The sequence below is a fragment of the Pseudidiomarina homiensis genome, from assembly GCF_003987225.1.
In the GTDB taxonomy this organism is placed as follows: domain Bacteria; phylum Pseudomonadota; class Gammaproteobacteria; order Enterobacterales; family Alteromonadaceae; genus Pseudidiomarina; species Pseudidiomarina homiensis.
On record NZ_PIPX01000001.1, the window covers coordinates 1,351,731 to 1,378,453 of the forward strand.

The 26,723-nt window shown below is 53.2% G+C and carries 24 protein-coding genes and 1 other RNA gene; 6 read left to right on the plus strand and 19 right to left on the minus strand.

The genetic code is table 11. The features are described 5' to 3' along the window. Positions 1 to 14 precede the first annotated feature (14 nt). Positions 15 to 950 (minus strand): M23 family metallopeptidase, encoded by a 936-nt coding sequence (locus tag CWI70_RS06465; RefSeq protein ID WP_126771589.1) that lies wholly within the window; start codon positions 948 to 950, stop codon positions 15 to 17. Positions 951 to 985: 35 nt separating this feature from the next. Between CWI70_RS06465 and CWI70_RS06470 the strand changes: the two genes are divergently transcribed. Next, positions 986 to 1,450, plus strand: a complete 465-nt coding sequence (locus tag CWI70_RS06470; RefSeq protein WP_126771591.1) for a hypothetical protein — start codon at positions 986 to 988, stop codon at positions 1,448 to 1,450. 93 nt (positions 1,451 to 1,543) lie between these two features. On the opposite strand, the gene lpxC is transcribed toward CWI70_RS06470, so the two are convergent. The 16 genes from lpxC to mraZ all read right to left on the minus strand — a co-directional run bounded on the left by lpxC (position 1,544) and on the right by mraZ (position 19,498). Continuing rightward, positions 1,544 to 2,458 (minus strand): UDP-3-O-acyl-N-acetylglucosamine deacetylase, encoded by a 915-nt coding sequence (lpxC, locus tag CWI70_RS06475; RefSeq protein ID WP_126771593.1) that lies wholly within the window; start codon positions 2,456 to 2,458, stop codon positions 1,544 to 1,546. Positions 2,459 to 2,602: 144 nt separating this feature from the next. Further along, positions 2,603 to 3,817 carry a cell division protein FtsZ gene (gene ftsZ / locus CWI70_RS06480; protein ID WP_126771595.1) on the minus strand — a complete coding sequence of 405 codons (1,215 nt, stop codon included), beginning with the start codon at positions 3,815 to 3,817 and terminating at the stop codon, positions 2,603 to 2,605. 64 nt (positions 3,818 to 3,881) lie between these two features. Beyond that, positions 3,882 to 5,114 (minus strand): cell division protein FtsA, encoded by a 1,233-nt coding sequence (gene ftsA / locus CWI70_RS06485; protein ID WP_126771597.1) that lies wholly within the window; start codon positions 5,112 to 5,114, stop codon positions 3,882 to 3,884. A 5-nt stretch (positions 5,115 to 5,119) separates the two neighbouring features. Further along, complete coding sequence (locus tag CWI70_RS06490) at positions 5,120 to 5,890, minus strand: cell division protein FtsQ/DivIB (protein ID WP_126771599.1); 771 nt, start codon at positions 5,888 to 5,890, stop codon at positions 5,120 to 5,122. 1 nt (position 5,891) lies between these two features. Beyond that, complete coding sequence (locus CWI70_RS06495) at positions 5,892 to 6,812, minus strand: D-alanine--D-alanine ligase (RefSeq protein ID WP_126772778.1); 921 nt, start codon at positions 6,810 to 6,812, stop codon at positions 5,892 to 5,894. 8 nt (positions 6,813 to 6,820) lie between these two features. Then, positions 6,821 to 8,320 (minus strand): UDP-N-acetylmuramate--L-alanine ligase, encoded by a 1,500-nt coding sequence (gene murC, locus CWI70_RS06500; RefSeq protein ID WP_126771601.1) that lies wholly within the window; start codon positions 8,318 to 8,320, stop codon positions 6,821 to 6,823. Beyond that, entirely contained in the window at positions 8,317 to 9,393 is a 1,077-nt protein-coding gene (gene murG / locus CWI70_RS06505) for an undecaprenyldiphospho-muramoylpentapeptide beta-N-acetylglucosaminyltransferase (RefSeq protein ID WP_126771603.1), read from the minus strand. Before murG ends, murC begins: the two co-directional genes overlap by 4 nt. Further along, on the minus strand, positions 9,390 to 10,658 hold the full coding sequence (ftsW, locus tag CWI70_RS06510; RefSeq protein ID WP_126771605.1) for a cell division protein FtsW: 1,269 nt from the start codon (positions 10,656 to 10,658) through the stop codon (positions 9,390 to 9,392). The genes murG and ftsW overlap by 4 nt, the downstream gene beginning before the upstream one ends. Further along, on the minus strand, positions 10,651 to 12,036 hold the full coding sequence (gene murD, locus CWI70_RS06515) for a UDP-N-acetylmuramoyl-L-alanine--D-glutamate ligase (protein ID WP_198677659.1): 1,386 nt from the start codon (positions 12,034 to 12,036) through the stop codon (positions 10,651 to 10,653). Before murD ends, ftsW begins: the two co-directional genes overlap by 8 nt. Before the next feature lie 18 nt (positions 12,037 to 12,054). Continuing rightward, complete coding sequence (mraY, locus tag CWI70_RS06520) at positions 12,055 to 13,137, minus strand: phospho-N-acetylmuramoyl-pentapeptide-transferase (protein WP_126771607.1); 1,083 nt, start codon at positions 13,135 to 13,137, stop codon at positions 12,055 to 12,057. Beyond that, positions 13,131 to 14,564, minus strand: a complete 1,434-nt coding sequence (locus CWI70_RS06525; RefSeq protein ID WP_126771609.1) for a UDP-N-acetylmuramoyl-tripeptide--D-alanyl-D-alanine ligase — start codon at positions 14,562 to 14,564, stop codon at positions 13,131 to 13,133. Before CWI70_RS06525 ends, mraY begins: the two co-directional genes overlap by 7 nt. Further along, entirely contained in the window at positions 14,557 to 16,047 is a 1,491-nt protein-coding gene (murE, locus tag CWI70_RS06530; RefSeq protein ID WP_126771611.1) for a UDP-N-acetylmuramoyl-L-alanyl-D-glutamate--2,6-diaminopimelate ligase, read from the minus strand. Before murE ends, CWI70_RS06525 begins: the two co-directional genes overlap by 8 nt. Further along, entirely contained in the window at positions 16,044 to 17,795 is a 1,752-nt protein-coding gene (locus tag CWI70_RS06535; RefSeq protein ID WP_126771613.1) for a peptidoglycan D,D-transpeptidase FtsI family protein, read from the minus strand. Before CWI70_RS06535 ends, murE begins: the two co-directional genes overlap by 4 nt. Continuing rightward, positions 17,786 to 18,103 carry a cell division protein FtsL gene (gene ftsL, locus CWI70_RS06540; RefSeq protein WP_126771615.1) on the minus strand — a complete coding sequence of 106 codons (318 nt, stop codon included), beginning with the start codon at positions 18,101 to 18,103 and terminating at the stop codon, positions 17,786 to 17,788. The genes CWI70_RS06535 and ftsL overlap by 10 nt, the downstream gene beginning before the upstream one ends. Continuing rightward, entirely contained in the window at positions 18,093 to 19,043 is a 951-nt protein-coding gene (gene rsmH, locus CWI70_RS06545; protein WP_198677682.1) for a 16S rRNA (cytosine(1402)-N(4))-methyltransferase RsmH, read from the minus strand. Before rsmH ends, ftsL begins: the two co-directional genes overlap by 11 nt. After that, entirely contained in the window at positions 19,040 to 19,498 is a 459-nt protein-coding gene (gene mraZ, locus CWI70_RS06550) for a division/cell wall cluster transcriptional repressor MraZ (protein WP_126771619.1), read from the minus strand. The genes rsmH and mraZ overlap by 4 nt, the downstream gene beginning before the upstream one ends. 242 nt (positions 19,499 to 19,740) lie before the next feature. On the opposite strand from mraZ, the gene CWI70_RS06555 reads away from it, so the two are divergent. Then, positions 19,741 to 21,906 (plus strand): putative bifunctional diguanylate cyclase/phosphodiesterase, encoded by a 2,166-nt coding sequence (locus CWI70_RS06555; RefSeq protein ID WP_126771621.1) that lies wholly within the window; start codon positions 19,741 to 19,743, stop codon positions 21,904 to 21,906. A 6-nt stretch (positions 21,907 to 21,912) separates the two neighbouring features. On the opposite strand, the gene rnpB is transcribed toward CWI70_RS06555, so the two are convergent. After that, positions 21,913 to 22,268: RNase P RNA component class A (rnpB, locus tag CWI70_RS06560), an RNA gene on the minus strand. A 10-nt stretch (positions 22,269 to 22,278) separates the two neighbouring features. Next, the gene (rsmI, locus tag CWI70_RS06565) at positions 22,279 to 23,130 is read right to left on the minus strand and encodes a 16S rRNA (cytidine(1402)-2'-O)-methyltransferase (protein WP_126771623.1); all 852 of its coding nucleotides are present in this window, start codon (positions 23,128 to 23,130) and stop codon (positions 22,279 to 22,281) included. Between the two features lie 147 nt (positions 23,131 to 23,277). On the opposite strand from rsmI, the gene CWI70_RS06570 reads away from it, so the two are divergent. From CWI70_RS06570 to dolP, 4 genes are read left to right on the plus strand one after another with little or no spacing between them, the layout of a single operon-like run. Further along, the gene (locus CWI70_RS06570) at positions 23,278 to 25,080 is read left to right on the plus strand and encodes a penicillin-binding protein activator (RefSeq protein ID WP_126771625.1); all 1,803 of its coding nucleotides are present in this window, start codon (positions 23,278 to 23,280) and stop codon (positions 25,078 to 25,080) included. 36 nt (positions 25,081 to 25,116) lie between these two features. Beyond that, positions 25,117 to 25,467, plus strand: coding sequence for a YraN family protein (locus tag CWI70_RS06575; protein ID WP_126771627.1), 351 nt, complete (start codon positions 25,117 to 25,119; stop codon positions 25,465 to 25,467). A gap of 9 nt (positions 25,468 to 25,476) precedes the next feature. Beyond that, entirely contained in the window at positions 25,477 to 26,049 is a 573-nt protein-coding gene (locus CWI70_RS06580) for an SIS domain-containing protein (RefSeq protein WP_126771629.1), read from the plus strand. Then, complete coding sequence (gene dolP / locus CWI70_RS06585) at positions 26,046 to 26,618, plus strand: division/outer membrane stress-associated lipid-binding lipoprotein (protein ID WP_126771630.1); 573 nt, start codon at positions 26,046 to 26,048, stop codon at positions 26,616 to 26,618. The genes CWI70_RS06580 and dolP overlap by 4 nt, the downstream gene beginning before the upstream one ends. The last annotated feature ends 105 nt before the right edge of the window (positions 26,619 to 26,723 follow it).

Consider the following 26,723-nt stretch of genomic DNA (forward strand, 5'->3'; position numbering starts at 1 on the left):
ATGACTGTGGGCGCTTAACGCGCCTCACGATAAACATAATTACTCGGGTCAATGTGGCGCTCATTGCGCAACACTTCATAATGCACGTGTGGGCCAGTTGAACGCCCAGTACTACCTAATTTGGCGATTTCTTGCCCGCGGGTGACCACGTCACCTTCTTTGACGAGGAGCTCGGCGCAATGGCCATAACGGGTTTTCAAGCCGCCACCATGGTCAATTTCGACCAGTTTGCCGTAACCGTAACGCTCGCCAGACCAGGTCACTACGCCTGCACCGGTGGCGTAAACGCCAGCATCTTCAGCTAAATTCGCGAAATCGATGCCATTGTGCATGGTGGGTGTGCCGTTAAACGGGTCTTTGCGCACGCCGTAATGCGAGCTCAGCCAGCCACCTTCAACCGGACGTCCAGCGACAAAACTCTCTGCAGAGATATGATGCCGCATCAGCACAGATTCAAGGGTGGTTAACTGATTTTGTTTGTCTTCGAGCTCGCCTATAAGGCGCTCGAGATCGGTCATAACGTCGGCAGCGGGAATACTTGGGGCATCTAAAATCGATGCTTCAGGACCACCCATGGCAAGCCGTTGTTGGCTGTCGTCGTTAAGATCGGTCATGTCGATTTCGGCGGTCGCCGCAAGACGTTCGCCGATCACATCAAGACGTCGTAACTTGGCACGCATTTCGCCCATTTGCATGGTCATTGCTGCCAGTTTCTTTTCGGTGTCGGCTTTTATTTGCTGGACCACTTCAGACTGCGCGGCTAATGCTAGTTGCTCAGCACTGATGCGGCTGCGCACGTCTTCGCTGCTCAAGCCACTCCAGTTTTGCCAAGGTTGGAACAGCGCCAACAGCGCTAAGCTCGCAACGCCTGCTAGCGAGAGCAGACGACGGCGGCTTAGACGCACACCAAATTTCACTTTGGTGCCTCTGTAGAAGACTGTTAAACTCATGCAACCTCTCGTTGCTTGCAAATAAAGATAAGACGATGCCGCGTAAGCGCCCAAAACAACTTGATCAGCTGCTAGGCAGCCAACGCTTGCAGCAATTTGCTGACTTTACCGAGCAACACCAGCGCTGGCAACAGCTAATGCGCGACTGTTTCGCGGAACAGTCGTTGAGCGAGCTTGTGCCCCACTGTGAGGTGATTGCGGTTAGCGCACCGTCGTTAATTATTAAGGTTTCATCGGCTGCGATCGGGCAGCGGATAAAAACCGCACAAGGGCGCATTATAACGTATTTTCAATGTCATGCTACGCCTGCGGTCACGCAGTTGGAAATTAGGGTGCGTCCGACGCGTCAAGTCAGCACTACGCCTGCGCCGCAGCCTGCGGAAAAACCTACAAAAAATGAGTCTGAGACGGTCAAGAAATTACGCGAACAGGCGGCGATGTGTGAAGAACCGTTGCGCTCGCAGCTTTTAGCATTGGCGGATAAGTACGATCTGTCGTGAATGGGTAGCCCGTGGTTCTACCACGGGTCCAACCCGAACATTTCAAAATGGTTGTAGCTTCCCCCGTGGTAGAACCACGGGCTACTCCATTTTTCACGCCACGACTGGGCTGGCGAAGGCGATGGGGGATTCGGCGGCAGCGTCTTCGAAGGTGACGAATTCCCACGCTTCTTGATTCTGCAGCACGGCGCGCAACAGCTGATTGTTCAGCGAGTGACCCGATTTAAACGCGCGCAAGTGGCCTAGAATGGCATGTCCACCCATGTAGAGGTCACCTACGGCATCCAAAATCTTGTGTTTCACGAACTCATCGTCGTAACGCAAGCCGTCACTATTCAAGATACGGAACTCGTCCAACACCACCGCGTTATCGAAGCTACCACCTAACGCCAAGTTGTTGGCACGTAGGAATTCGATATCCTTCATGAAACCAAAGGTACGCGCACGGCTAATGTCTTTCAAAAAGCTCTGCGTACTAAAGTCCATGCTGACCACTTGGTTGGTGTCAGCAATCGCCGGATGGTCGAAGTCGATGGCAAAATCAATGCGGAAGCCATCGTGGGGTAGTAGTTCCGCCCATTTGTCATCTTCTTCGACACGTATCGCTTGTTTAATGCGGATAAACTTTTTCGCTGCGCCTTGTTCCTCGATGCCCGCATTCTGTAGCAGGTAAATAAAAGGATGCGAGCTACCGTCCATGATTGGAATCTCATGGCTGTTTACTTCAATAATGAGGTTGTCGATGCCCATGGCTGCAACTGCAGCAAGCAAATGCTCTACAGTCGACACACGAACATTGTCATCGTTGATCAAACACGTACACATGCGGGTATCGCGCACCAACTCAGCGTCGGCACGAATATCAACCGCAGGTTTCAGATCGACACGGCGAAACACCAGACCGGTATTTACCGGTGCCGGGCGCAGCGTCAATTGAACCTTATTGCCTTTATGCAGACCCACACCTGTGGTCGCAATCGGCTGTTTAATTGTGCGTTGTTTCATCATTCGATTTCGTTCTCACTATCTCGTCTGACCAGTTAAAGGCGCAATAGTTTACCGAAAATCCGTAAATTTCGCAATTCTAGCTGCGTATTTACGAATAATTTACCGGCGATTGTTCCAATCGATCACTTCTATTAAAACAACCTATTAGTCCACTTGGCGGCGTAAAAACGCTGGAATATCCAAGTAGTCCATGTCTTTATTGCCTTGCGCTTGTGGCTTGGCTGCAGGCTTTTCAGCTTGCGCTTCGTACTCTTCTTGCTCCACTTCATCGATCTCAGTGTCGAGTACACGGGCGGTTGCTGCACTTGCGCCATAACCTGCGCTACGACCACTGTAGGCCTGTTCACGCGGCTTCTCGCGACCGTTATTAACCAATGAGATGTCCGGCTTACGTTCTGCGCCAATACCTGTGGCAACCACGGTAACACGCATTTCTTCAGACATTTCAGGATCGATAACCGTACCAACAATCACCGTTGCGTTTTCAGCAGCGAAGGCCTTCACTGTGCTGCCCACAGTTTCGAACTCATCAATGCTCATATCAAGACCAGCGGTAATATTGACCAATACGCCACGTGCACCAGAAAGATCGATATCTTCCAGCAGTGGACTGTTGATCGCCATTTCAGCTGCTTCTTGCGCACGCTCTTCACCACGCGCGACACCGGTACCCATCATTGCCGTACCCATCTCACGCATAACTGCACGTACGTCAGCAAAGTCGACGTTGATTAAACCAGTACGCGTAATCAAGTCCGCAATACCTTGGACCGCACCTAACAAGACATTGTTCGCTGCGCTGAAGGCATCCAGCAAGCTGGTACCCTTACCAAGCACTTTAAGCAACTTCTCGTTTGGAATCGTGATCAACGAGTCTACGTAACGCGCTAGCTGCGCGATACCTTCGTCTGCCACCGCCATACGCTTACGACCTTCGAATGGGAACGGCTTGGTCACGACTGCCACGGTCAAAATGCCGAGCTCACGTGCCACTTCGGCAACCACCGGCGCGGCACCAGTACCGGTACCACCGCCCATACCTGCGGCGATAAAGATCATGTCAGCACCTTCCAAGTGCTTCTTGATCTCTTCACGAGACTCTTCGGCTGCTTGGCGCCCTACTTCTGGGTTCGCGCCAGCACCAAGACCTTTGGTGATATCGTCGCCCAGTTGAATGGTCACGTGCGCACCATGATTACGCAACGACTGCGCATCGGTGTTCGCGGCCAAGAACTGCACGCCTTCAATGGATTCACTGATCATGTGTTTCACGGCGTTACCGCCGCCACCACCAACACCGATCACTTTAATGACTGCATCGCTGTCAAAATTGTCGAGTACTTCGAATACTTCAGACATGTTGTTTCTCCTTTTACCTGCTTAGTGTACTACCCCAAAATAAATTTCCAAAGTGTTGTTTTTATTAAAATTCACCTTTAAACCAGCCTTGCACGCGTTTCCACATTCCGATGACGTTATTATCCCGTCCATCGTCCTGGCGCGCTTGCAAGTCTTGTTGGCCGTAACGGAGCAAACCGACGGCCGTGGCGTACGTTGGATCTTGCACATAGTCACTGAGACCTTGCATGCCCAACGGTTCGCCTAAGCGCACGGGCATCTGAAATATTTCTTCGGCAAATTCAATCGCGCCTTCCATGCGACCACAGCCACCGGTTAACACGATGCCTGCAGCAATTTGCTCATCCAACCCGCTTTGTTTAATCTCGTCACGAATGAGCTCGAACAGCTCGCCGTAACGCGGTTCTACCACTTCTGCCAAAATATGCCGTTGCATCACCCGCGACGGACGCCCGCCCACCGACGGTACTTCGATGTTGTCGTCTTTGCTCACGAGCTGGCAAAGCGCACACGCATATTTTGTTTTAATTTCTTCAGCATGATTCAGCGGTGTGCGGAAAATCTTCGCAATATCGCTGGTCACTTGGTTACCCGCTGCCGGAATCACCGCGGTGTGACGCAACACGCCACCGGTGTAGATGCAAATGTCGATGGTGCCAGCGCCCATGTCGACCAAAGCCACACCAAGATCTTTTTCGTCGTCAGTAAGCACTGAATAACTCGACGCTAACGCCGAGAAAATCAATCGATCGACACTTAAACCACAGCGCTCAACTGCCTTCTCAATGTTCTTCGCCATGTCATTGGCGCAGGTCACGATGTGTACTTTTGATTCCATGCGCACGCCGGACATGCCAATCGGGCTCTTAATACTCTCTTGCGAGTCGATCACAAACTCTTGCGGTAACACGTGCAAAATGCGGCGTTCTTGCGCAATCGGTACTGATTTCGCCGCATGGATCACGCTATCAACATCGTCTTGCGTCACCTCGGCTTCATTAATCGGCACCATGCCACTCTCGTTTTGGCAGGCAATGTGGCGACCTGAAATGTTCAAGTACACCGACGCAATGCGACAGTCTGCCATCAACTCGGCTTCTTCTACCGCCCGTTGAATCGACTGCACGACCAGGTTCAGGTCATTCACCCCGCCTTTGTCCATGCCACGGGCTGCCGCAGCGCCCACGCCAATCACGCTAATTTCACCGTCAGGCATGACTTCGCCAATAAGCGCTACGATCTTACTCGTGCCTATATCTAAACCAACGACCATGTTCCGTTCTGTTGCTTTTGACATGCCTTTTAACTCTCTTGTTTTTCGTTCTTATTTGGTTCTTTCCAACGCACTGCTACACCTGTGTCGTAGCGCAAGTCGATGGCATCAATTGGCGCGTCCTTGTGCGCTTCGAGCTCTGGATACACATCAATAAAGCGTTGTATCCGTTCCAACAATGCTTCGCGGCCTAGCCGTAGCATCGTTCCTTGCGCTAATGCCAACTCCACCGAAAAGCGTTCGCTTAACTCCAGTTGCGCAATGCTAAACCCGTTCAACTGCAATAACTCGTTTAGCTGGCGGTAGTGCTTTACTGCCTCTGCCACCGCATGGTCAGGTCCCGCAAGGTAGGGCAACCCGCCCTCAAGTCCTGACTTATCGGCGTAAAACACTTCGCCGGCTTGGTTGAGCAAGGCGTCGTCACGCTGGTTAGCATTCCAATGCGCCAGTGGCACTTGCTCGACCACAAATACTTTTAAAATATCGGGCCACTCCTTGCGCACCGAGGCCTTCTCGACCCAGGGCATGGCCTCAACCTCTGCCCGCAATTCGTTCACATCCGCCGAAAAGAAGCTGCCTAACGGCACGCCATTTTCGGCAATCAATGCGTCACGCACATCGGCGGCGGTCACATAGCGCAAATCACCCTGCACGACCAACCGCTTGAGCGGTACTTCTTGGGCATCCATGGCGGTGTAATACAACCAACCGATCCCAACAAACGTGCCCGCCACAACAATCAAAAAGAACGTTAGGCCCGACCAAAATTGCCAACTTAAAGCACGTGCCTGGTCCGCCATACTACTTCTCACTATGGTGCAGTATCTCAACCACCAACTGCTCGAAGCTCATACCTGCTGCTTTGGCTGCCATTGGCACCAAACTTTTTTCAGTCATGCCCGGCACCATGTTGGCTTCAAGCAAGCGATAGTTGCCTTGCTTGTCGCACATCACGTCAATGCGTCCCCAGCCCTTACCACTGAGACAACGAAACGCTGACTCAGCGAGTTGGCGTAAGGCCTGTTCTTCGACTTCTGACAACCCAGCTGGGCAGTGATACTGCGTGTCACTCGCTTGATACTTGGCGTCATAGTCATAAAACTCATGGGTGGTTTCCAACCGTATGGTTGGTAACGCACGCTCGCCTAAAATCGCGATAGTGTACTCAGGGCCGCTCAACCAGCTTTCGAGCAATGCTTCTTCATCAAACTTGTGTGCCAACGCTACTGATTTTTCGAGCGCTGCGGCGGAATCCGCTGAACTCATACCAATACTCGAGCCCTCTTGCGCCGGCTTGACCATGACTTTGCCACCTAACTCGGCCAGCAACTTGTCGTAAGCCAACTGTTCGCCTCGATGGACCACTACACTGCGTGCAACCGGTAAACCAGCCGCTTGCCAAATTTGCTTGGTTTTTACCTTATCCATCGCTAACGCGCACGCTAACACGCCACTTCCGGTGTACGGAACACCCAAGTAATGCAAAGCACCTTGAATCGTGCCATCTTCACCGCCGCGACCATGCAAGACATTGAACGCCCGCTGAAAACCTTGTTCTTTTAATTCCGCCAACGGGTTATGCGCTGGGTCAAACGGATGTGCATCGACACCCGCATTCCGCAATGCCTTGGTTACCGCTTGGCCCGAGCGCAGCGATACTTCACGCTCAGCAGAGTCACCACCGAGGAGCACCGCTACTTTGCCAAAGGCTTTAACGTTCACTGCATCACTCATTGCTGCGACTCCTTAAAGGCTTGGCCAGCACGGCGTAACGCCTCAGGCTGAAGTTCAGTGGCGGCGAGCTCGCGCGCAATCGCGCCAATATTACCGGCGCCTTGGGCCAGCAACATGTCTTGCGGTTGAATGATATCCGCCAATACGTGCATCAACTGACCGCGGTCACCCACATAAATCGGTTCAACTTTGCCGCGCATCCGTAATGATTTGGCTAAGGCACGGCTATCGGCGCCTTGCACCGGGTCTTCACCCGCGCTGTAGACGTCGAGCAATAACAGCACATCGACTTCGGCTAACACCGCCACGAAGTCATCGTACAAATCGCGCGTACGCGAAAAACGATGGGGCTGAAAGGCCATGACAATGCGGTGTTCAGGCCAGCCAGCTCGTGCCGCCGCAATGGTCGCTGCCACTTCGGTCGGATGATGGCCGTAATCATCAATCAGCATGACCTCGCCCTGCACACCGTCGCGCTCGCTGGTGAAGTTACCCAGCACTTGGAAGCGCCGGCCAATGCCACCAAACTGCGCTAAGGCCGACTGAATGGCCTCATCGTCAATACCTTCATCGGTGGCCACCGCAATCGCGGCAAGCGCATTCAAGACATTGTGTCGACCTGGTAAATTCACGGTCACCGCCAACGGCTCGTGACCTTTGCGATGCACGGTAAAGTGGCTCTGCCCACTGGCCTGCCGATAATCACTGGCGCGCACGTCGGCATCATCACTAAAGCCGTAGGTCAATAATTGGCGGCCGACGCGCGGTAATAATTCGCGCACCACGGGGTCGTCAATACACATCACTGCCAAGCCATAAAACGGCAGGTTATGCAGAAAATCTAAATAGGTGTCCAACAGACGGTTAAAGTCGCCGCCATAGGTATCCATGTGATCGGCTTCGATATTCGTCACCACCGCGACCATCGGTTGCAGATGCAAGAATGACGCATCGGACTCGTCAGCTTCGGCAATCAAATACTTGCTCGAGCCTAACCGCGCATTACTGCCAGCACTGTTAAGCAAGCCGCCGATAACAAAGGTTGGGTCGCGTTGCGCTTCACCGAACACGCTGGCCAATAGCGACGTCGTTGTGGTTTTTCCGTGCGTGCCCGCAACCGCGATACCATGACGGAAACGCATAAGTTCAGCGAGCATTTCGGCGCGCCGTACTTGTGGAATAAAGGCTGCTTTCGCCGCCACCAACTCGGCGTTATCAGGGCGAATCGCCGAGCTCACCACAATGACGTCAGCACCTTCGACGTTTTCCGCAGCGTGTCCGATAAACACCGTTGCGCCGAGTTCTTGCAAGCGCTGCGTGTTGGCATTCTCGGCTAAGTCCGAACCACTGATCTCGTAGCCTTGGTTCAATAACACCTCGGCAATACCGCCCATACCGGCGCCGCCGATACCGACAAAATGGATCCGCCGGACGCGGCGCATTTCCGGTACGCTGACCACAGTAAAAGGCGTTGTTGTCATTGTCGGTGTCGTCATAACCACTGCTCACATCGTTCCACCACCGCTTGGGTGGCATTGGGCCGCGCAGCTTTCGCTGCCTGCGCCCGCATTTGTTCGAGTTGGCGGGGCTCCGCCAACCACTGCTGTAAAATCTCGACTAATGGCGTGATTTGCTGCAATTGCGCTTGTGGCAAGAGCACTGCAGCACCAACATTGGCCAATTCACGCGCATTCGCGGTCTGGTGGTCATCCACCGCATGGGGTAACGGCACAAATATCGCTGGCGTCCCCACTACGGCTAATTCGCTGACGGTGAGCGCACCGGCGCGACAAATCACCACATCCGCTTGCACATAGGCGTCATGCATGGCGTCAATAAACTCGACGACCTTAAGTTGCGACAAAAGTTTTTTCACACCACTATCGGCATAAGCTTGCTCAACTTCGGCCACACGACCTTGTCCACACTGGTGTAATACTTCCAGTTCACCGACTTGCGTTAATTGTTGGATGGCCTTTGGCACCGCTTGATTCAGTGCCTGTGCGCCTAAACTGCCGCCCACCACCAGCACGCGAATCCGCTCATGGGCGCTACGTTCAACCGCTTTGGTCCAATCGGCGCGTAACGGATTGCCAACCACTTCAGCATTCGGCAACTGTTGCTGCGCGCCAGCAAAACCAACCATCACGTGCCGCGCAAAGCGTGCTAACAATTTGTTGGTCATGCCTGCGACAGCGTTTTGTTCATGCACTAACAACGGAATACCCGCTGCCTTAGCGGCTAGCCCCGCAGGGCCACACACATAGCCACCAAAACTCACTACTAATGCGGTATTGTGGCGGCGGTAAACTTTGCGGCACTGGCCAATGGCTTTGAGCATGCGCAGCGGCATCGCCAACTTGCGTACCAGTCCATGACCGCGCAAACCGTGCATACTAATTTGTTCCAGTTCGAAACCTGCCGCAGGTACCACCCGCGCCTCTAAGCGCTGTTCGGTGGTGCCGAGCCAAGTAATCGCATGGCCGCGCGCGCGTAACTCCTCGGCCACTGCCAAGGCTGGAAAAACATGACCGCCGGTACCGGCTGCAGCGATGACGATATGGCTCATGCGCGCACCCTCCGACGTCGTGAACTCGCGGTCTTGCTTACCCCACGCGCCACTTTAATGGTCGCCACGCGGACTTCGTAATCAATGCGCAACAACAGTCCCAGTGCCACACAACTCACGAGTAAGCTGGTACCACCGTACGAAATAAGCGGTAAGGTTAAGCCTTTGGTTGGCAACATGCCGGCCGCAGCGCCAATATTCACCAGCGCTTGGAAGGCAAACCAAATACCGATGCCATAGGCAATAAAGGCCGCGAAGCTGCTATTTTCACGCAATGCGCGACGCCCAATCCACAGCGCGCGAAGCACAATCGCGAAGACCGCGAGCAACACGCCAATAATCCCGATGAAACCGAGTTCTTCGCCGACCACGGCCATAATAAAGTCAGTATGCGCCTCGGGCAGATACTGTAATTTTTGAATACTGTTGCCGAGCCCCTGCCCAAACCAGTCACCACGACCAAATGCCATTAACGACTGCGTCAGCTGATAACCGCTGCCGAACGGATCTTGCCACGGATCTAGGAATGAGGTTACCCGCTTCATCCGGTACGGCTCTTGAATGATCAGCAACGTCAGTACCGCCGCGAGCGCGATCAACATGGCAAAGAATTGCCATAAGCGAGCGCCAGCAAGGAACAACATGCCAATCGCCATGCTGACCATTACCGCTACCGAACCAAAGTCTGGCTGCATCAGCAGTAACACTGCAAAAATCGACATCACTGCGAGCGGCTTAATAAATTCGCGCAGGTTTTCCTGCACTGAGTTCATGTACCGCTTCAGGTAGCTGCTCAGGTAGATCAAGAAACAAAGCTTGGCCACTTCCGCGACCTGTAAGGTCATCGGCCCCAGCTTGATCCAACGTCGCGCGCCATTGACTTCATGGCCGATGATCAGCACTAGCAATAGCGCTCCTAAGGCACCAAACAACAGGGCATAACTGCCCTTCATCCACCAATCCACCGGAATTTGGACGACGGTCGCCAGCAACCCAATGCCGAGCGCCAAGTACAGGCTATGACGGATGACAAAATGAAACGGGTTATCGGTGAGCCGCTCGGCAATTGGAAACGATGCCGAGCTCACCATGATGAAGCCAAAAGCGAGTAGGCCAAATGCCAACCACACCAACGTGCGATCATAAAGTACGTGTTCGACCGGCAGCCACCAATCACGTAGGCGTTCCCAGCTGCTACGTTCGTTGCTTTCGGACTGAATGCCCAGCTCAAGTTGCTGTTCGCGGCGTTTCGCTAATTCAGCCATGCGCCACCTCCGCAACGTGTTGCTTTACCGCCGCTTTAAAGACGTCGCCACGCTCTTGGTAATTGCTAAACATGTCCAAACTAGCGCACGCTGGAGCCAGTAGCACGGTACTGCCTGGGATAGTTTTGCTGGTCGCCACTTGCACCGCTTCCGCCAAGTCTTTCACTTGGGTGGAGATGCTATGGTGCTGCGCAATACGCGCACCGTCACGGCCAAGAACGATGAGTTCGTCGACCAATTTCAAGCTTTCTCTGAAGGTACTAAAGTCAGCGCCTTTACCGTCGCCTCCGGCAATTAAAATGAGCTTACCTTTCACCAATGGCCGTAAGCCCTGAATCGCAGCTTCGGCGGCACCAATGTTGGTTGCTTTGGAATCATTGACCCAACGCACACCGTCGTGCTCAGCAACAAGTTCACAGCGATGCGGTAAACCGCGGAATTGCCGCAAACAGTCAAGCACGGCTGGCGAAAACGCCACGTCTAAGCTATGTTCCAAACTATACAACAGCGCTAATGCTGCTTGCGCATTTAATAGATTGTGGACACCGGCTAACTGCAGTTCATCGGCGCGAATTAAGGTTTGCCCTGCAAATTGAATACACAGCGTGCCGTCGACTTCAGCTAACCCCAACAGTCCTGGGCGTTCTTGTTCCGCTTCATCGGTGCCAAAGCTAAGTTGTTGCGCAAAGGGTAAGCGTTGTGGTGCGGTACTGCGCTGTTCGCGGTTCCATACGCCCTGCTCGGCGTTCAGGTAAATACGCTGTTTACTCGCAGCATAGGCCTCGCGATTGTAATAGCGGTCCAGATGGTCGTCGCTAATGTTGAGCAACGCGCCAGCATGTAATTGCAGATCGTGCATGCTGTCGAGCTGGAAGCTGGACAACTCGAGCACGTACACATCGACGTTGTCCGCCAAGGTATCCAACATCGGCACACCAATGTTGCCACCCACGGCGACTTTTTTACCGGCTGCTGCGAGCAGATCGCCAGTCAGTTGTGTCACCGTTGATTTGCCATTCGACCCAGTAATACCTATCACTGGCGCTCGCGCATACTGCGCGAAAATGTCAGCGTCACCCACCAACTGGATGCCTGCATCACGCGCCATCTGTAAAGCTGGCATCCGCAAGTCGAGGCCGGGACTGACAATGAGCACGTCACAGGCCAGCAACGTGCCAACGTCGAGCGGTCCACAATGAAGTTCTAGCGAACTATCGAGTTCACGTAACTGTGCTGCTTGCGGTGGTTCGTCACGGGTGTCGAACACCAATGGACGAATACCTTGCTGCACTAAAAAGCGCACACACGACATCCCCGACTGGCCGAGACCGACCACGCCGACTAAATCGTATGTAGGCAAAGCAGCAAGATAACTCAAAGTAGCTCCTAAGCGTTCCTAGCGCAGCTTCAAGGTCGCTAGACCTATCAGCACGAAAACCAATGACAAGATCCAAAAGCGCACAATGACGCGAGGCTCCGGCCAACCTTTCAATTCATAATGGTGATGAATAGGGGCCATACGGAATACGCGCTTACCGCGTAACTTGAACGACCCCACTTGTAGCATCACCGAAACGGTTTCCATCACGAACACGCCGCCCATGATGAACAGAATAAGTTCTTGGCGCACCATCACCGCAATAATGCCAAGTGCAGCGCCGAGGGTGAGCGAACCAACGTCGCCCATAAACACCTGCGCCGGATAGGTGTTGAACCATAAAAAGCCCAAGCCAGCGCCGCAAATCGCCGTACACACCACCAGCAATTCGCCAGACAGAGGCAAGTGCGGAATGTTTAAGTAGGCAGCAAAGTTCACGTTACCTGAGGCGTAAGCAAAGATGCCCAGCGCACCAGCCACCATAATGGTCGGTACAATTGCCAGGCCATCCAGGCCGTCGGTAAGGTTTACCGCGTTACTGGTTCCCACCACGACAAAGTAAGCCAACAAAATGTACAGCATGCCTAGTTGCGGCATAACGTCTTTAAAGAACGGCACCAGCAGTTGCGTTTCGGCGCCAACGGTTGCGTTGGCATACAGGTAAACGGCCGCTACTGTGGCAATCACCGATTGCCAGAAGTACTTCCACTTGGCTGGCAAGCCGCGTGAGTTCTTCTGCACCACCTTGCGATAGTCATCGACAAAGCCCACCAGACCAAAGCCAACCACAACGCCTAATACCACTTGCACATAGCGATTCGATAAGTCGGCCCACAGCAGCGTTGACAGCAAGATGGCAGCAATAATCAACACGCCCCCCATGGTCGGCGTGCCCGACTTACTCAAATGACTTTGCGGACCGTCATCGCGAACCGCTTGGCCAATTTGCAGCCGCTGCAAATAACGAATCATGCGCGGCCCCATCCACAAGGCCACTAACAAAGCAGTCAACACGCTCAGAATTGCGCGCATCGTCAGGTACGACACGACATTGAAGCCGGTCGCAAACTGCGTTAAATATTCAGCAAGCCAAACTAGCATGCTTGGGTTCCTTCTGCGTTTAGGCTTGGATGTAATTCGTCAGCACGCGCTTGCAGTGCTTCAATCACGCGCTCCATGTGCGCACTGCGTGAGCCTTTCACCAAAATGGTGATGGGCGTTGCTGACTGCCGAGTGGTCGCGAGAATTTCGTTCACTAAGCCATCAAGGCTGGAGAAATGTTTTCCACCGCGACCATTAAAGACTTCACTGGCGCTTTGACTAAGCACACCCAAGGTAAATAAGTTGTCGATTCCCGCTTGGATGGCATAGGCGCCAATCTCTTCATGATATTGCCGCGCTTGCTCGCCAAGCTCTCCCATGTCGCCCAGTACCATGATGCGTAAACCTTGGTACACGCCCAACATATCCAGCGCCGCTTTCACCGAACCCACGTTCGCGTTGTAGCTGTCATCAATAAGTTTGATGTCGGCGCTCAGTGGCAAGATATGCATGCGTCCGGGGACTGGGGTTAGTGCCGCCAAAGCTTGTTGGGCATCGGCGAGCGGACAACCTACCGCAAGCGCAGCAGCAATGGCTACCAGTGCATTGTCAACGTTGTGTAAACCCGGCAAGTTGAGTTTAATTTCAGCTGTTTGCGCAGTGCCCGTCAGTGCTTCACTAATGTGCACGGTAAAGGCTGCACAACCTTGTTCGTCCACTTGCACATCAGTGGCGTAGATCGCTGCATCTGGGTCTTGCCCGAACGTCAGGTGCTGGCAATGGGTGATTTGCTTTTGCCAGCAGGGAGCGAACTCTGAGCGAATCGGCGTTAACGCCAAGCCGTCAGCATTCAAGCCCTTAAAAATTTCAGTCTTGGCACGAAACACACCATGTACGCTGCCGAAGCCTTCAACATGGGCCGGGGCAACATTATTGATAATCGCCACATCGGGTTGGGTTAAGCGCGTGGTGTAGCCAATCTCGCCTTGATGATTGGCACCCAACTCAATAATCGCCAAGTCATGCTCTGGCTCGAGCCGCAACAGCGTTAGCGGCACACCAATGTCGTTATTGAAGTTTCCGGCGGTGGCCAGCACGTTGCCTTGCGTGCGTAAAATCGCCGCCAGCATTTCTTTTACCGTGGTTTTGCCACTACTGCCGGTAATTGCGATGGTTTTCGGTTGTACGCTAGCTTTGACTGCCGCGCCGAGCAGGCCTAACGCATGACGCGTATCTTGCACCACAATCTGTGGCACTTGCTGCTCAGGCAAATTAACTTTGCGCTCTACCAGTAAGGCCTTAGCGCCTTTCGCTACCGCGTCGGCAGCAAAATCATGGGCGTCAAACTTCTCGCCTTGTAAAGCGATGAACAAGCACCCTTCTGGTAAATTGCGGGTATCCGTACTCACCGCCGCAATGCTGCAATTATCGCCAAACAGTTGGCCATCTACCGCACGAGAAATCCACTGCAGATCAGTCTTAATCATGTGCGCCTCCCATGACCTCTGCGGCCATCAATTCAGCAACGACTGCGCGTTCGTCATAGGCAACACGTTCGTGGCCGATGACTTGGTAATCTTCATGCCCTTTGCCAGCCAATACCACAACATCGTTCGCTTTGGCGGCAGCAATGCTCTGTTCGACGGCTTTACGGCGCCCTGCAATAACGCTGATTTGTTCATCGTTACGCGGCATACCTGCCAGAATGTCTTGCACAATGTGCGCAGGGTCTTCAGTTCGTGGGTTATCGTCGGTAACTACCACACGATCGGCGTTCGCTGAGGCCACCGCACCCATTTGTGGACGTTTGCCGCGGTCGCGATCACCGCCGCAACCGAACACGCACCAAAGCTGCCCTTGGCAATGCCGACGCACCGCGGTCAACACCTGCTGCAGCGCATCGGGCGTATGTGCATAGTCAACAATCACTAGCGGTTTACCCTTGGCATGGAAGGCTTCCATACGGCCCGGCACCGGTTTGATTTTACGGGCTGCGGCACTAAGTTCGCCCCAGCTATGCCCTAACTGCGCCGCCGCAACCAGCGCAGCCATCAAGTTATAGACGTTAAACTCACCCAACAAAGGCGATGCCACGGTAAACTGCTGGCGTTGGCCCGCAACCGGTACCGACAAGCTAAATTGCGTTCCAGCGTCGCCATAAACAATGTCTTCCGCATACACACAGTGCTGGTGTTGCTGCGGCTGCAAGCTAAAGCGCCAAGCATCTGGTCGGTCGGGCAGCCATGCATTAAGTGCGGCGTCGTCAGTATTCAGCACTGCTTGTGCGGTATCTAACTCGGTGAATAAGCGCCGCTTAGCACCGGCGTAGTTCGCCATGGTGCCATGGTAATCAAGGTGATCGCGGCTAATATTTGTCGCCACGCCCACGGCAAAATGCACTGCCTCAACGCGGCGCTGTACCAGCGCATGCGACGAAACTTCCATCGCCACCACGGCAGCGCCTTCGCTGCGTAACGTGGCCAAGCGTTGTTGCACGGCAATCGGGTCAGGTGTGGTGTGACTCTCAGGGAGCAAAGCGCCTGGGAAGCCACTGCCCGTAGTGCCGATAACGCCAGCTTTGACGCCACAAGCTTGTAATAGCTCAGCTAACAGATAAGTCACCGAAGTTTTGCCATTGGTGCCGGTAACCCCGACTACCTGCATTGAAGCGGAGGGGTCGGCAAAGAAACGCGCGGCAATCGCCGACAACTGTTCTTTCAATTGTGGAATTTCCACTACGGCGGCGGCACCATGCTCGCGCACACCGTAACCGTCGGACTCACACAATACGACTTGCGCACCTGCTGCCACTGCCGCATCGATAAAATCGCGACCATCGACTTGATAACCGGGAACCGCAACAAAAGCGTCGCCAGCGGCGATGGTGCGACTATCAAGTTTTAAACCGCCAATCTTAAGTGGCGGTAAATCCATTGGGTAATCAGGTAGGAGCTGCGCTAATTGCATCATTGCGCACCTCCAGCAAAACCCGCAACGCGTAGCTGCGTGTCTTCAAGATGATCGGGCGGCACGTTCATGGCCCGCAGAGCATCGCCAACGATTTCAGCAAAAATAGGTGCCGATACGGTACTGCCGTAATAGTCATCGCCGCTAGGTTCGTTGACCGTTACCACCACCGCAATGCGTGGGTCACTGACCGGTGCCACGCCAGCAAATAAGGTTACGTATTCGTCACCGTAGCCACCGGCCACTGCTTTGCGCGCGGTGCCTGTTTTTCCTGCCACGCGATAGCCCTGCACACGCGCATTTTTGGCGCTGCCGTCGGCCACAACCTGCTCGAGCATATGCAAAACCGCTTCAGCGTTTTCGCGTTTCACCACTTGGGTGCCCGGCATTAAATTACCTTCTTCACGGCGCTGAATCGTCAGCGGCCGATACACCCCACCATTGGCTATCACGCTATACGCTTGCGCTAATTGCAGGGTGGTTGCCGTTAAGCCGTAACCAAATGACAGCGTCGCAATTTCAAAGTCTGACCAGCGGGTGCGATGCTGAAGGACCCCATAACTTTCTCCAATCATGCCAATTCCTGTGTCGTTACCAAGGCCGACTGCGGCGTAAGTTGCCAGCAGTTGCTCTACGCCAGTGCGTAGCGCAATCTTGGACGAGCCCATGTTGGAGGAGTTCTGTAAAATCTCCGTAATACTTTGTTCACCGCGATTGATCGGGTCACTCACTCGGCGACCACCAATCCGCATCCAGCCAGGGCTGGTATCGATCACTTCGTCTTGGCGAATAGCGCCGGCTTCTAGGCCGGCCAAGACCACCAACGGTTTCATTGTTGAGCCTGGCTCATAAGCATCAGTAATCGCCCGATTGCGCATGCGGTGAGGTTGCAAATCAGCACGATTGTTTGGGTTAAAGGACGGGCTGTTGACCATCGCCAGCACTTCGCCAGTGTCAACATCAACAATCACTGCTGAACCCGAGGTTGCCTGATGATAGCGCACGGCTTTTTTTAACTCGGCATAGGCCAGTGATTGCAAACGTTGATCAATACTTAGCGTTAATTGTTGTGGTTGTTCAGCGGCAGTGACTCGCACTTCCTCAACAACCCGTCCTTGTGCATCCTTGCGATACAGCCGCTCTCCCGGCTTCCCTGTAAGAACCTCGTTATAGGCCGCTTCAAGCCCTTCAATGCCGCGGCCATCAATATCGGTAAAACCAACCAAGTGCGCCGCTATTTCACCCACAGGGTAAAACCGCCGCGACTCGGTTTTTAGATACACACCCGGAATGCCTAACTGGCGCACATAATCGGCAACCGCAGGGGTGACTTTACGTTCCAGATAGACAAAGCGCCGTGTGGGGTCTTCAACTCGCGCAATGAGCTCGTTCACGTCAGTACGGAAAACTTCGGCCAACGCTAACCAGCGCTCGCGATTAACCAAACCTTGTTTCTCGTGTATGCGCTTCGGATCAGCCCAGACCGTTTGTACCGGAACACTTACCGCTAGTTCGCGGCCATGGCGGTCGACAATGGTTCCACGTTGGACTTCGGTAGGGTCCACCCGCAACGAGCGACGGTCACCTTCATAGATAAGTTGCTCCGGCTCTACAACTTGGATGTACGCCGCACGGGCCACCAAGCTGGCAAACACTGCAAACAATACGAACAAGGCAAAATAGAAGCGGCCTTGCCCTAAATGCGGCTGGACGATTTTCTTAGTACTACGCTTGCGTGGAGTTACTGCCATGGGATCAGCACCTCCTGTTTACCTTCGGGACGTACCATCCCTAACCGCTGACTCGCAATGCGTTCAACCCGGCTATGTTCGGTCAAGGCGGTCTGCTCGATTTGCAAGTGACGCCATTCGATATCGATTTGGTCGCGTTGTGACAACAGGTCGTCACGTTCGATGGTCAGCAAGCGATTCGCATGGGCTACATAGATCACCGCGAAAGCGGTCGTGATAATGCAGGCAAAGAGCAACAACACCAGCTTCTGCTGGCGTAAGTCACTAAATAACACTGTGAGTAAGCTGGGCACGCGGCTAGTTGTCATAAGCTAACCTCTCTGCCACACGCAATACTGAACTCCGCGCCCGTGGGTTGGCGCGTATTTCTTCAGCACTCGGTTTGTGTGCTTTTCCGATCAAACGTACGGTTTGCCCGCGATCAATTTGGTCATCGCGCAAGGGCAAGCCCGCTGGAATGTCTTTGCCTTTACTCTGCGCGCGTAAAAAGCGCTTCACTAACCGATCTTCTAAGCTGTGAAAGCTGATCACCGCTAAACGCCCTTGCGGTTTTAACCCGCTGACAGCCGCCTTCAATGCCTCTTCGATTTCGTCCAACTCACCGTTCACATGAATGCGAATGCCCTGAAAACTGCGGGTCGCGGGGTGTTTGTGCTTGTCTTTAAAAGGCACCGCTTTATCGATTAAATCGGCTAATTGTTTCGTCGTTTGCAACGGTACTTCGTCGCGTTGCTGCACAATCGCTTGCGCAATACGCCACGCAAAGCGCTCTTCACCGTATTCACGGAGCACAAACGCAATGTCGTCGGCACTGGCGCGCTGCAAAAATTCAGCGGCAGTTTCGCCACGGCTGGTATCCATGCGCATGTCCAAAGGCCCTTCGCGCATAAAACTAAAACCGCGTTCAGCGTCATCAAGTTGTGGGGATGAGACACCAAGATCGAAGAGGATACCGTCAAGTTTTCCGCGCAGTTGCTGCGCATCTAGCACATCGTCAAGACGTGAAAAGGGGGTGTGGATAATGGTAAAGCGTGGATCATCTGCCAAGGCTTGCGCAGCCTCAATCGCGGTGGGGTCACGATCAAGTGCGTATAAGCGGCCATCGGCATTTAGTTGCGACAAAATAGCACGCGAGTGCCCCCCTCTTCCGAAGGTGGCATCTAAATATATTCCGCCCGGTCTGATGGCAAGAGCCTCAAGCGACTCCTGTAACAGCACCGAGACATGTTGCGGCGCTTTTGTCATTATAATGAGAAGTCTTGTAGTCGTTCACTGAGTGCCAAGTCGTCTTGTTGTTCCGCTGCCATGTCAGTGGCAATTTGTTCATGCCATGCTGCTTCAGACCAGAGTTCGAACTTATTCAACTGACCGATAATCATGATTTTCTTCTCCAAATCTGCGTGTTGACGCAGCGTTGGCGCAATCAAGATACGGCCATTTTTGTCCATCTGGCAGTCTTCGGCGTGGCCTAACAATAGGCGCTGGAGACGACGCTCTGCGGGGTTCATGCTGGATAAGGTGGTAAGTTTTTGTTCGATGATTTGCCATTCTGGCAATGGATAAAGCAGCAAGCACGGTTGCTTGATATCGATGGTGCAAACCATTTGGCCATCGCAATCCAGCATAAGGCTCTTGCGATACTTGGTCGGTATCGCCAGTCGGCCTTTGTCATCTAGATTTAATGCTGCTGCACCACGAAACATAAAATTTGATCCACTATTACCCACAAATCCCCACAATGTGACAGTCTAGGTGCCGATCTTTCCCACTGTCAAGAAAAAATAGGAAGTTTGCGGTGTGCGACGGGACTTGACGCAACAGCAAATGTGCTAGATGATGCGATAGCAACGTAGACAACAAGAACAATAAATAAACATTGCGCAAATTAATCAGTAAGTTAGTCGATACCAGTAAGCCTATATCGCCAGCTGAAGCGAGATTCAGAATGGTGAGGGATTTTTGTGGCTTGGTCTTCATCGCTGCCGCACTTCTCTATTCTGTCTTCGCGATCATCGATAACGAACGTCTCCGTGAGTTAGAAACACAAAAACGCCGTGGTATTGAACAAATCAGCGCCATGCGCGCTACCATCGAGCACCGCATTCAAGCCAACACCCTGGTACTGAAGGCACTCAAGCCAGAGATTTTGTGGCAAGATACGCCAGACCGCCTGCGTTTGCAGCGCGTACTCGACGAATTTTTAACGCCCGAATTAGATATCAGCCACCTTGCCTTGGCGCCGGGACTCAAAGTTTCGTTTGTATATCCGATCGAAAATAATCAACGCATTCTCGGTCTCGACTACCGCACTGTCGCGGCGCAGTACCATGAAGTGCTGCTTGCCATTGCCAGTCAAGATGTGGTGTTAAGCGGCCCCGTGGACTTAGTGCAAGGCGGCACAGCGCTGATTGCGCGTTTACCTATCTTTCAGCAAGAAGGTCAATTGTGGGGACTCGCGTCCTTAGTTATCGATCACGAAAAACTGTTCCACGAGATTGGTTTTTATCGGAATCCTGATTATTTGTTCTACCTGTCACGTAAAAACGATCAGAACGGTGGCAAGGCCATCATTGGCGAGCCGAGCGTGCTTGATTATGATCCGATCATTGTTGATGTGCAGGTGCCCAACGATGTGTGGCAGCTTGCGGTTGCCCCGCGCGATGGTTATTGGATCAAGCAGCAGCATGAGTATTGGGTACATTGGCTCATCGGCATTTCGCTGATTTCCTTGATTGTCTGGGCGTTTGCCGTCTTAATCTTAACCCAACATCGGTTGCGTAAAGCTGTGTATACCATCAGTTACCAGTCGCGCTTCGACCCGCTGACCGACTTACCCAACCGTTACTATTTCCACCTGCAGCTCGAAGAAGAGATTGCCGCCGCGAAAGAAGATGACTACGAGCTCGCAGTCATCATGTTTGACTTAGACCACTTGCGCGACATCAACGATGCTCTTGGCCACGAAACCGGAGATGCTTTGTTAGAGCATGTGGTCGAACGCTTGCAAAATAGTTTGCACGAGCATGACCTACTCGGCCGTATTGGTGGCGATGAATTTGTCGTGGTGCTGTCGGACTTTGAACATACCAGCGATATCGAAAAGCAAGCACGGGTATTGATCAGCGACATCATGAATACCGCCGATATTGCGCAGAACCACATCAATATTACCGCTAGTGCCGGTATTGCGCTGTACCCGCGTGACGCAGCCGATGCCGAGCATATCGTGAAGTGTGCTGAACTCGCCCTGTATGCGGCAAAATCGAGTGGTTCCATGAGCGTTGCGTTTTACGATGAACGCCTGCGGCAAACTACCGAACAACATATTTTGCTGCACCACGAAATGATCAATGCGCTGGATGCGCAGCAATTCCATGTGGAGTACCAACCGGTCATCGAAACGGAAACTGGCTTACTTACCCGCTGTGAAGCGCTGATTCGCTGGGATCACCCTGAGCGCGGCACAATTTCACCTGGTGAGTTTATTCCAATCGCCGAGAAAACGGGTGCAATTATCTGGATTGGCGAGTTCGTGATGCGCCAAGTGATTCAGGACTGGCAAGTGATGCGTGGGCGCGGCATTGACGTTACCGTTGCAGTGAACCGTTCACCACGGGAATTTAACGACAAGCATGCCGCCAAAAACTGGTTACTTGCTTTAGAAGACGCCAACATGCCGCCGGATCGCTTAATGTTGGAGATTACCGAGTCAATGTTGATGCGCAACAAAGACGGGCAGCTCGCAAATCTGCGCCAACTGCGTGACGCCGGAGTGCATTTAGCTATCGATGACTTTGGTACCGGCTATTCGAGCCTGAATTACTTGCGCTCTTACCCGATTGATGTGATTAAGATTGATCGCGGCTTCTTGTCAAACGTGCCAGAAAACAACACGCAAACGGCTTTGGTTGAGGTGCTGATTCGCATCGCGCACACCCTTGATATGCAAGTTGTCGCCGAAGGGGTTGAGCACGCGGAGCAGGTCGACTTTCTCTTTGAAAAGGGCTGCCACTACCAACAAGGCTTTTATTATGGACGTAGCATGAAGCTCGACCACTTCATTAAGTTTACCAAGAAACATAATGCTGAAGTGCTCGCCAAGCGAGACTAAAAGAAAAAGGCGAGTTAGCCGATAAGCCGGGTTCTGTCGTGGACAATCATTCGTCTAGCCACTGAATCGCTTCAGCGTTCAAGCAGTCTACCCGGGTTCAACGCGGGCCGCGCCAAAGAACCCCTATTTGACCTTGCTCCGAGTGGAGTTTACCGTGCCGCGAACTGTTACCAGCCGCGCGGTGCGCTCTTACCGCACCCTTTCACCCTTACCTGATCCTGCAAGCAGGCCATCGGCGGTTTGCTCTCTGTTGCACTAGTCGTCGGCTCGCGCCGCCCAGACGTTATCTGGCACTCTGCCCTATGGAGCCCGGACTTTCCTCCCCCTATGCGAACATAGGCAGCGATTGTCTGGCTAACTCTGCGGCGCATTCTACGTGTTATCGTGCTCCAGCGCCAGTTGATACAACTGATTTTTGCGCAAACCATGAATTTCTGCGGCACAAGCGGCGGCCTTCTTTAGTGGCATGTGTTCACGCAATAACGTAACCGTACGCAACGCAGCTTGCGTGTCACCCGCTTGCTCGGTAACGGGTGCACCGGCGAGCATCAACACAAACTCGCCACGTTGTTGATTACTATCGGCATTCACCTGTGCGGCAACTTCAGCAATGCTGCCACTGAGGTAGGTCTCAAACTGCTTGGTTAGCTCGCGTGCCAACACCAGTTTACGCTCGGCGCCGAGTACTTCTTCAAGGTCACTTAAGGTTGCCAAAATTCGATGCGGTGACTCGTAGAAAACCATGGTCCTTGGCTCGGCCACAAGTTCGCTCAAGGTTTTTCGACGTTGCTGCGGCTTCGCTGGCAGGAAGCCCTCAAAGGTAAATCGGTCCGTCGGCAAGCCAGCGCCTGATAATGCGGTGGTGATTGCACAAGGTCCTGGGAGCGCTACCACACGAATACCCTGCTCGCGACATTGTTGCACCAACACATAACCTGGGTCACTGATCAGCGGCGTACCAGCGTCACTAATCAACGCCAACGAATCGCCACCTTGCAGGCGTTCAATAACCGCTTGAGCGCGTTCGCGTTCATTGTGTTCGTGCAGGGCAAAGACTTCATTATTGATTGCAAATTGCTGCAATAATTTGCGGCTGTGGCGGGTATCTTCGGCAGCGATGGCCGCCACATTCGCTAGAGTTTCTTGCGCCCGAGGTGACAAATCGCCGAGATTACCGATGGGTGTCGGCACAATGTATAACGTACCTGCTGATGTCTGCGACATGTTAACCCCTTGTAAGATTTGGCCCGTTACATTGTGTCCCTGCGGCCCTAGGTTTATAGTATGGACATGTTCAACCTAGCGAAAAGAGTGTGACTGGTGAACCCCGCTATTGTGCCAAAGAAGTTAACCGCGTGCATACTTGTTTGCATGCTAACCGCCTGTGCGACGCAACAATCCAAACGTCCGAGCACGCCGGTGACGCCAACCGAGCCGCCCAGCGAGATCGGCCAAACAGAAGTACAAAGCTCGGCCCGCAGTATTGCCCAGTTGCTCGACGAGGTGCAACAACTCCCAAGCCGCGAATTGCAGTTAGCCTTTATGGTTCAAGAGTCACTGCGCCTGCAGGCCAATAATGAATGGCAGAGTAGCGCCGCCCTGCTTAGTCAAGTAGAACGCGAACTTGAAGACCACCCTACGGCGCTTAATGCTGCTCAGCAACGCCGCTTCACCATCGCGCAAGCCCAGTGGTTAGCCAGCCAAGGGCAATTCATGGCGGCGCAACGCAAGCTGCGCCCCTTACTTGATGATTTAACTCGTCTGAGCGACAGCGATCGCCCGCTTGCCATGCGACTGGCACGCGATTTAGCCTGGCAGCTCGGCGACGAGCAACAAGCGGCAAGTTACGCGCTAGCGTTGCTCGATTCCGATATAGCCCCTGACGACAGCAACGAACCTTGGCTGTATCTACGGCATGCCCCTGAGCCATCTGCGTTGACGGCTAACAGTCGACTTGCGCAAGGTTGGCTCCGTTTGGCGCAAGCTGCCCACGCCATCGTCGATGGCTCTGAGTCGGCGGCGCTACAAAACTGGGAGTTGCGTTATGCAAATCACCCAGCGCTTGCTGTTGCCGCGCAACTTAAGCAGACCCTCGTCGCTACCAAACGCACGCAGCGCGCTCTGGTGCTATTGCCATTGAGCGGTCAATACGCAGAACAAGGGCAAGCGGTTCTCGATGGCATGGTGATGGCACTCGAAGGCCATCAGAACTTTGAGATCATCATTCAAGACAGCCAAGGCTATGACTTCAGTCAACTCGGTGAGGTTATTCAGCAGCAACAAGTGACCAGCGTGATTGGCCCACTGCTCAAAGACAACCTCGCCCAAATAGAACCCGAAGCCGTTAGTAACGTGGATTGGATTGCGTTGAATTCACTCGAACGCTTTACCACACCACCGACGCTTTGGTACGCCCTTGAGCCGGAGACCGAATACAGTCAGATCGCGAGAACGTTCGCTAAGCGTGGGTATCAACGCGCTTTGGTGCTTGCTGCTGAAAGCCAACGTGGCCAGCAGGCGATTACCGCGTTTCAAGAGGCGTTCCTCGATGCCGTTCCCGACGGCGCTGTGGACACCGGTGTTTACCGCACCCCAGACGATATGAAAGCAATCGTCCAAGAAAAGCTCGGCGTGACGGATAGCGAGGAGCGCATTTGGCAGGTTAAAATCACCGCCGGAAAGATTTTGGTGGATGCCGAAGCACGCAGCCGTGCGGACATTGATGCGATCTTTTTACCGGGGGGTATTGAACAAACTCGTCTACTCAAACCCTTCATCGACGTTAATATTTCGCCGTTTATGGACACCATCCCGGTCTACGCAACGTCCGCCAGTCATATCCGCCGCGATGCATTAAGCGAAAACGACCTCGATAATGTGCGTTTTACCGAATTGCCTTGGTTACTACCTAAGCATCCCGCTTACGAGCGCCTACAAGCGCTGCTACAGCAACGTCGGCATTGGAGCTATGACCTTGCACGGCTGGCAGCATTTGGACACGATGTGATGTTACTGACGCAACATCGCCAACAACTAAAAAGCCTACCGGGACTTTCTTTAGACGGGCTAACCGGCAAGTTGCATTGGAGCGGCACAAAGGTGCAACGCGAGCTTGCTTGGGCACAATACGATGGCCACCAAGTGCAACCGGTTGACGAAGTGACCGCTGACTAAAGCGTCAATCACCATCGGCGTAAATGAGGAACATGGATGTTACCTAAAGCTACGGGGAATGCTGGCGAAGCGCAAGCGTTGGCCTTTTTGCAGGATCAGCAGTTGCGCTTAGTGGAACGTAATTATCGCTGTGAGCTTGGCGAAATCGACATCATTATGCGCGACCAAGAACATTGGGTGTTTATTGAGGTCAAATATCGCAAGAACGAGGATTTTGCGACGGTTGTCGAACAAATCACGCGGGCCCAATGTCAACGCATTAGACGCAGTGCGCAATTTTATTTACTATCGCACAAACTCGATGAGCATCAGACGCCTATGCGGTTCGATGTCGTCGCCATTTGTGAGCAACCCGAACAACTTTATTGGTTGCCTGATGCTTTTTAATGAGGATTTATGGAAGAACCGGTCAAGGCCATTTTTACCGAATGTATTCAGACCCAGATTGCTTCTGCAGATTTATTGCAGGAGCCGCTACTTAATGCTGGGGAGCTTTTGGTAGATTCGTTATTACGTGGGCAGAAAGTCTACTGTTGTGGCGAGAGTATGGCGCATGCCAGCGCCCGTCACTTCTCACACATTATGCTCACTGGCTTACAGTTCGACCGTCCCCCGTTTCCGGTGAACGCATTACACGCCGACTTTGGTGCAAATGAGCACGAAGCTATTTTTGCGCAGCAAATCTCAGCGGTGGGTCAACCGAACGACCTGCTCATTGTATTAAGTGCCGGCGCACGCGCCCCCCGCGTAAGTCGCGCGATGGAAGCTGCCCTTAGTCGTGGAATGCTAATTATTGCGTTAACCAATGATGCCGACCAAGACGTCGCTGGTCTCCTTGGTCCTGACGATGTTGAGATTCGAATACCTTCACGAAACGCCGCGCGCGTAAGTGAACACTTACTGCAGCTGGTGAATATGCTCTGCAGCCTAGCCGAGCAACAGATTTTTCCGCAGGAGGATGACGCATGAAAACTCAGGCAAAATTAGGCGCACTCGCCTTCGCCGCAATGCTTACCTTGTCGGGTTGCGCTGCAGCTCTGGTGGGCGCGACCGCGGTCGGCATTTCGTCGGCAACGGACTCGCGCACGGTTGGCACTCAAGTCGACGATCAAGCCATCGAGATTAAAGTTATTGCCGCACTTAAAGGTGAAGAGCGCCTTGCCAATAGTCGTATTCAGGTGGTGTCTTTTAACCGCTCGGTACTCTTAATGGGCCAAGCGCAAAGTCATGGTCTTGCTGAACTTGCTACGCGTATGACCCGTGATACCGCTGGGGTACAGCGTGTACATAATGAAATTCGTATCGGTGAGGTGATCAGCTTCAAAACTATCAGTAACGATAGTTGGCTCACCAGTAAGATTAAAGCGAAATTCGTGACTGACGAAGCCATTGATGCGGCGAAGATCAAAGTCGTCACTGAGAACAGTGAAGTGTTTTTAATGGGCTTAGTTGATCGGCAAATGGCCCGGCAAGCGGTCGAGGTCGCACGTAATACCAATGGTGTACAGCGCGTTATCGACGCTTTTGAAATCAGATAAAACACCGTTACTCGGTGTTTGTTTGCTTCGCACTTTTCGGGACTCGTGGTAGCCCGTGGTTCTACCACGGGTCATCTCTAACCTTTCGACCATGTACGTTCAATT

Bases quoted from the DNA above. Each gene is read 5' to 3' on its own strand.
- CWI70_RS06575 (WP_126771627.1), top strand. From the start codon at position 25,117: ATGTTACCTAAAGCTACGGGGAATGCTGGCGAAGCGCAAGCGTTGGCC.
- ftsW (WP_126771605.1), bottom strand. From the start codon at position 10,658: ATGGCTGAATTAGCGAAACGCCGCGAACAGCAACTTGAGCTGGGCATT.
- murC (WP_126771601.1), bottom strand. From the start codon at position 8,320: ATGACGACACCGACAATGACAACAACGCCTTTTACTGTGGTCAGCGTA.
- lpxC (WP_126771593.1), bottom strand. From the start codon at position 2,458: ATGATGAAACAACGCACAATTAAACAGCCGATTGCGACCACAGGTGTG.
- CWI70_RS06555 (WP_126771621.1), top strand. From the start codon at position 19,741: ATGGTGAGGGATTTTTGTGGCTTGGTCTTCATCGCTGCCGCACTTCTC.
- ftsL (WP_126771615.1), bottom strand. From the start codon at position 18,103: ATGACAACTAGCCGCGTGCCCAGCTTACTCACAGTGTTATTTAGTGAC.
- CWI70_RS06570 (WP_126771625.1), top strand. From the start codon at position 23,278: ATGCTAACCGCCTGTGCGACGCAACAATCCAAACGTCCGAGCACGCCG.
- CWI70_RS06465 (WP_126771589.1), bottom strand. From the start codon at position 950: ATGAGTTTAACAGTCTTCTACAGAGGCACCAAAGTGAAATTTGGTGTG.
- dolP (WP_126771630.1), top strand. From the start codon at position 26,046: ATGAAAACTCAGGCAAAATTAGGCGCACTCGCCTTCGCCGCAATGCTT.
- murG (WP_126771603.1), bottom strand. From the start codon at position 9,393: ATGAGCCATATCGTCATCGCTGCAGCCGGTACCGGCGGTCATGTTTTT.
- ftsZ (WP_126771595.1), bottom strand. From the start codon at position 3,817: ATGTCTGAAGTATTCGAAGTACTCGACAATTTTGACAGCGATGCAGTC.
- mraY (WP_126771607.1), bottom strand. From the start codon at position 13,137: ATGCTAGTTTGGCTTGCTGAATATTTAACGCAGTTTGCGACCGGCTTC.
- CWI70_RS06525 (WP_126771609.1), bottom strand. From the start codon at position 14,564: ATGATTAAGACTGATCTGCAGTGGATTTCTCGTGCGGTAGATGGCCAA.
- murE (WP_126771611.1), bottom strand. From the start codon at position 16,047: ATGATGCAATTAGCGCAGCTCCTACCTGATTACCCAATGGATTTACCG.
- CWI70_RS06580 (WP_126771629.1), top strand. From the start codon at position 25,477: ATGGAAGAACCGGTCAAGGCCATTTTTACCGAATGTATTCAGACCCAG.
- rsmI (WP_126771623.1), bottom strand. From the start codon at position 23,130: ATGTCGCAGACATCAGCAGGTACGTTATACATTGTGCCGACACCCATC.
- CWI70_RS06490 (WP_126771599.1), bottom strand. From the start codon at position 5,890: ATGGCGGACCAGGCACGTGCTTTAAGTTGGCAATTTTGGTCGGGCCTA.
- CWI70_RS06535 (WP_126771613.1), bottom strand. From the start codon at position 17,795: ATGGCAGTAACTCCACGCAAGCGTAGTACTAAGAAAATCGTCCAGCCG.
- ftsA (WP_126771597.1), bottom strand. From the start codon at position 5,114: ATGTCAAAAGCAACAGAACGGAACATGGTCGTTGGTTTAGATATAGGC.
- mraZ (WP_126771619.1), bottom strand. From the start codon at position 19,498: ATGTTTCGTGGTGCAGCAGCATTAAATCTAGATGACAAAGGCCGACTG.
- CWI70_RS06470 (WP_126771591.1), top strand. From the start codon at position 986: ATGCCGCGTAAGCGCCCAAAACAACTTGATCAGCTGCTAGGCAGCCAA.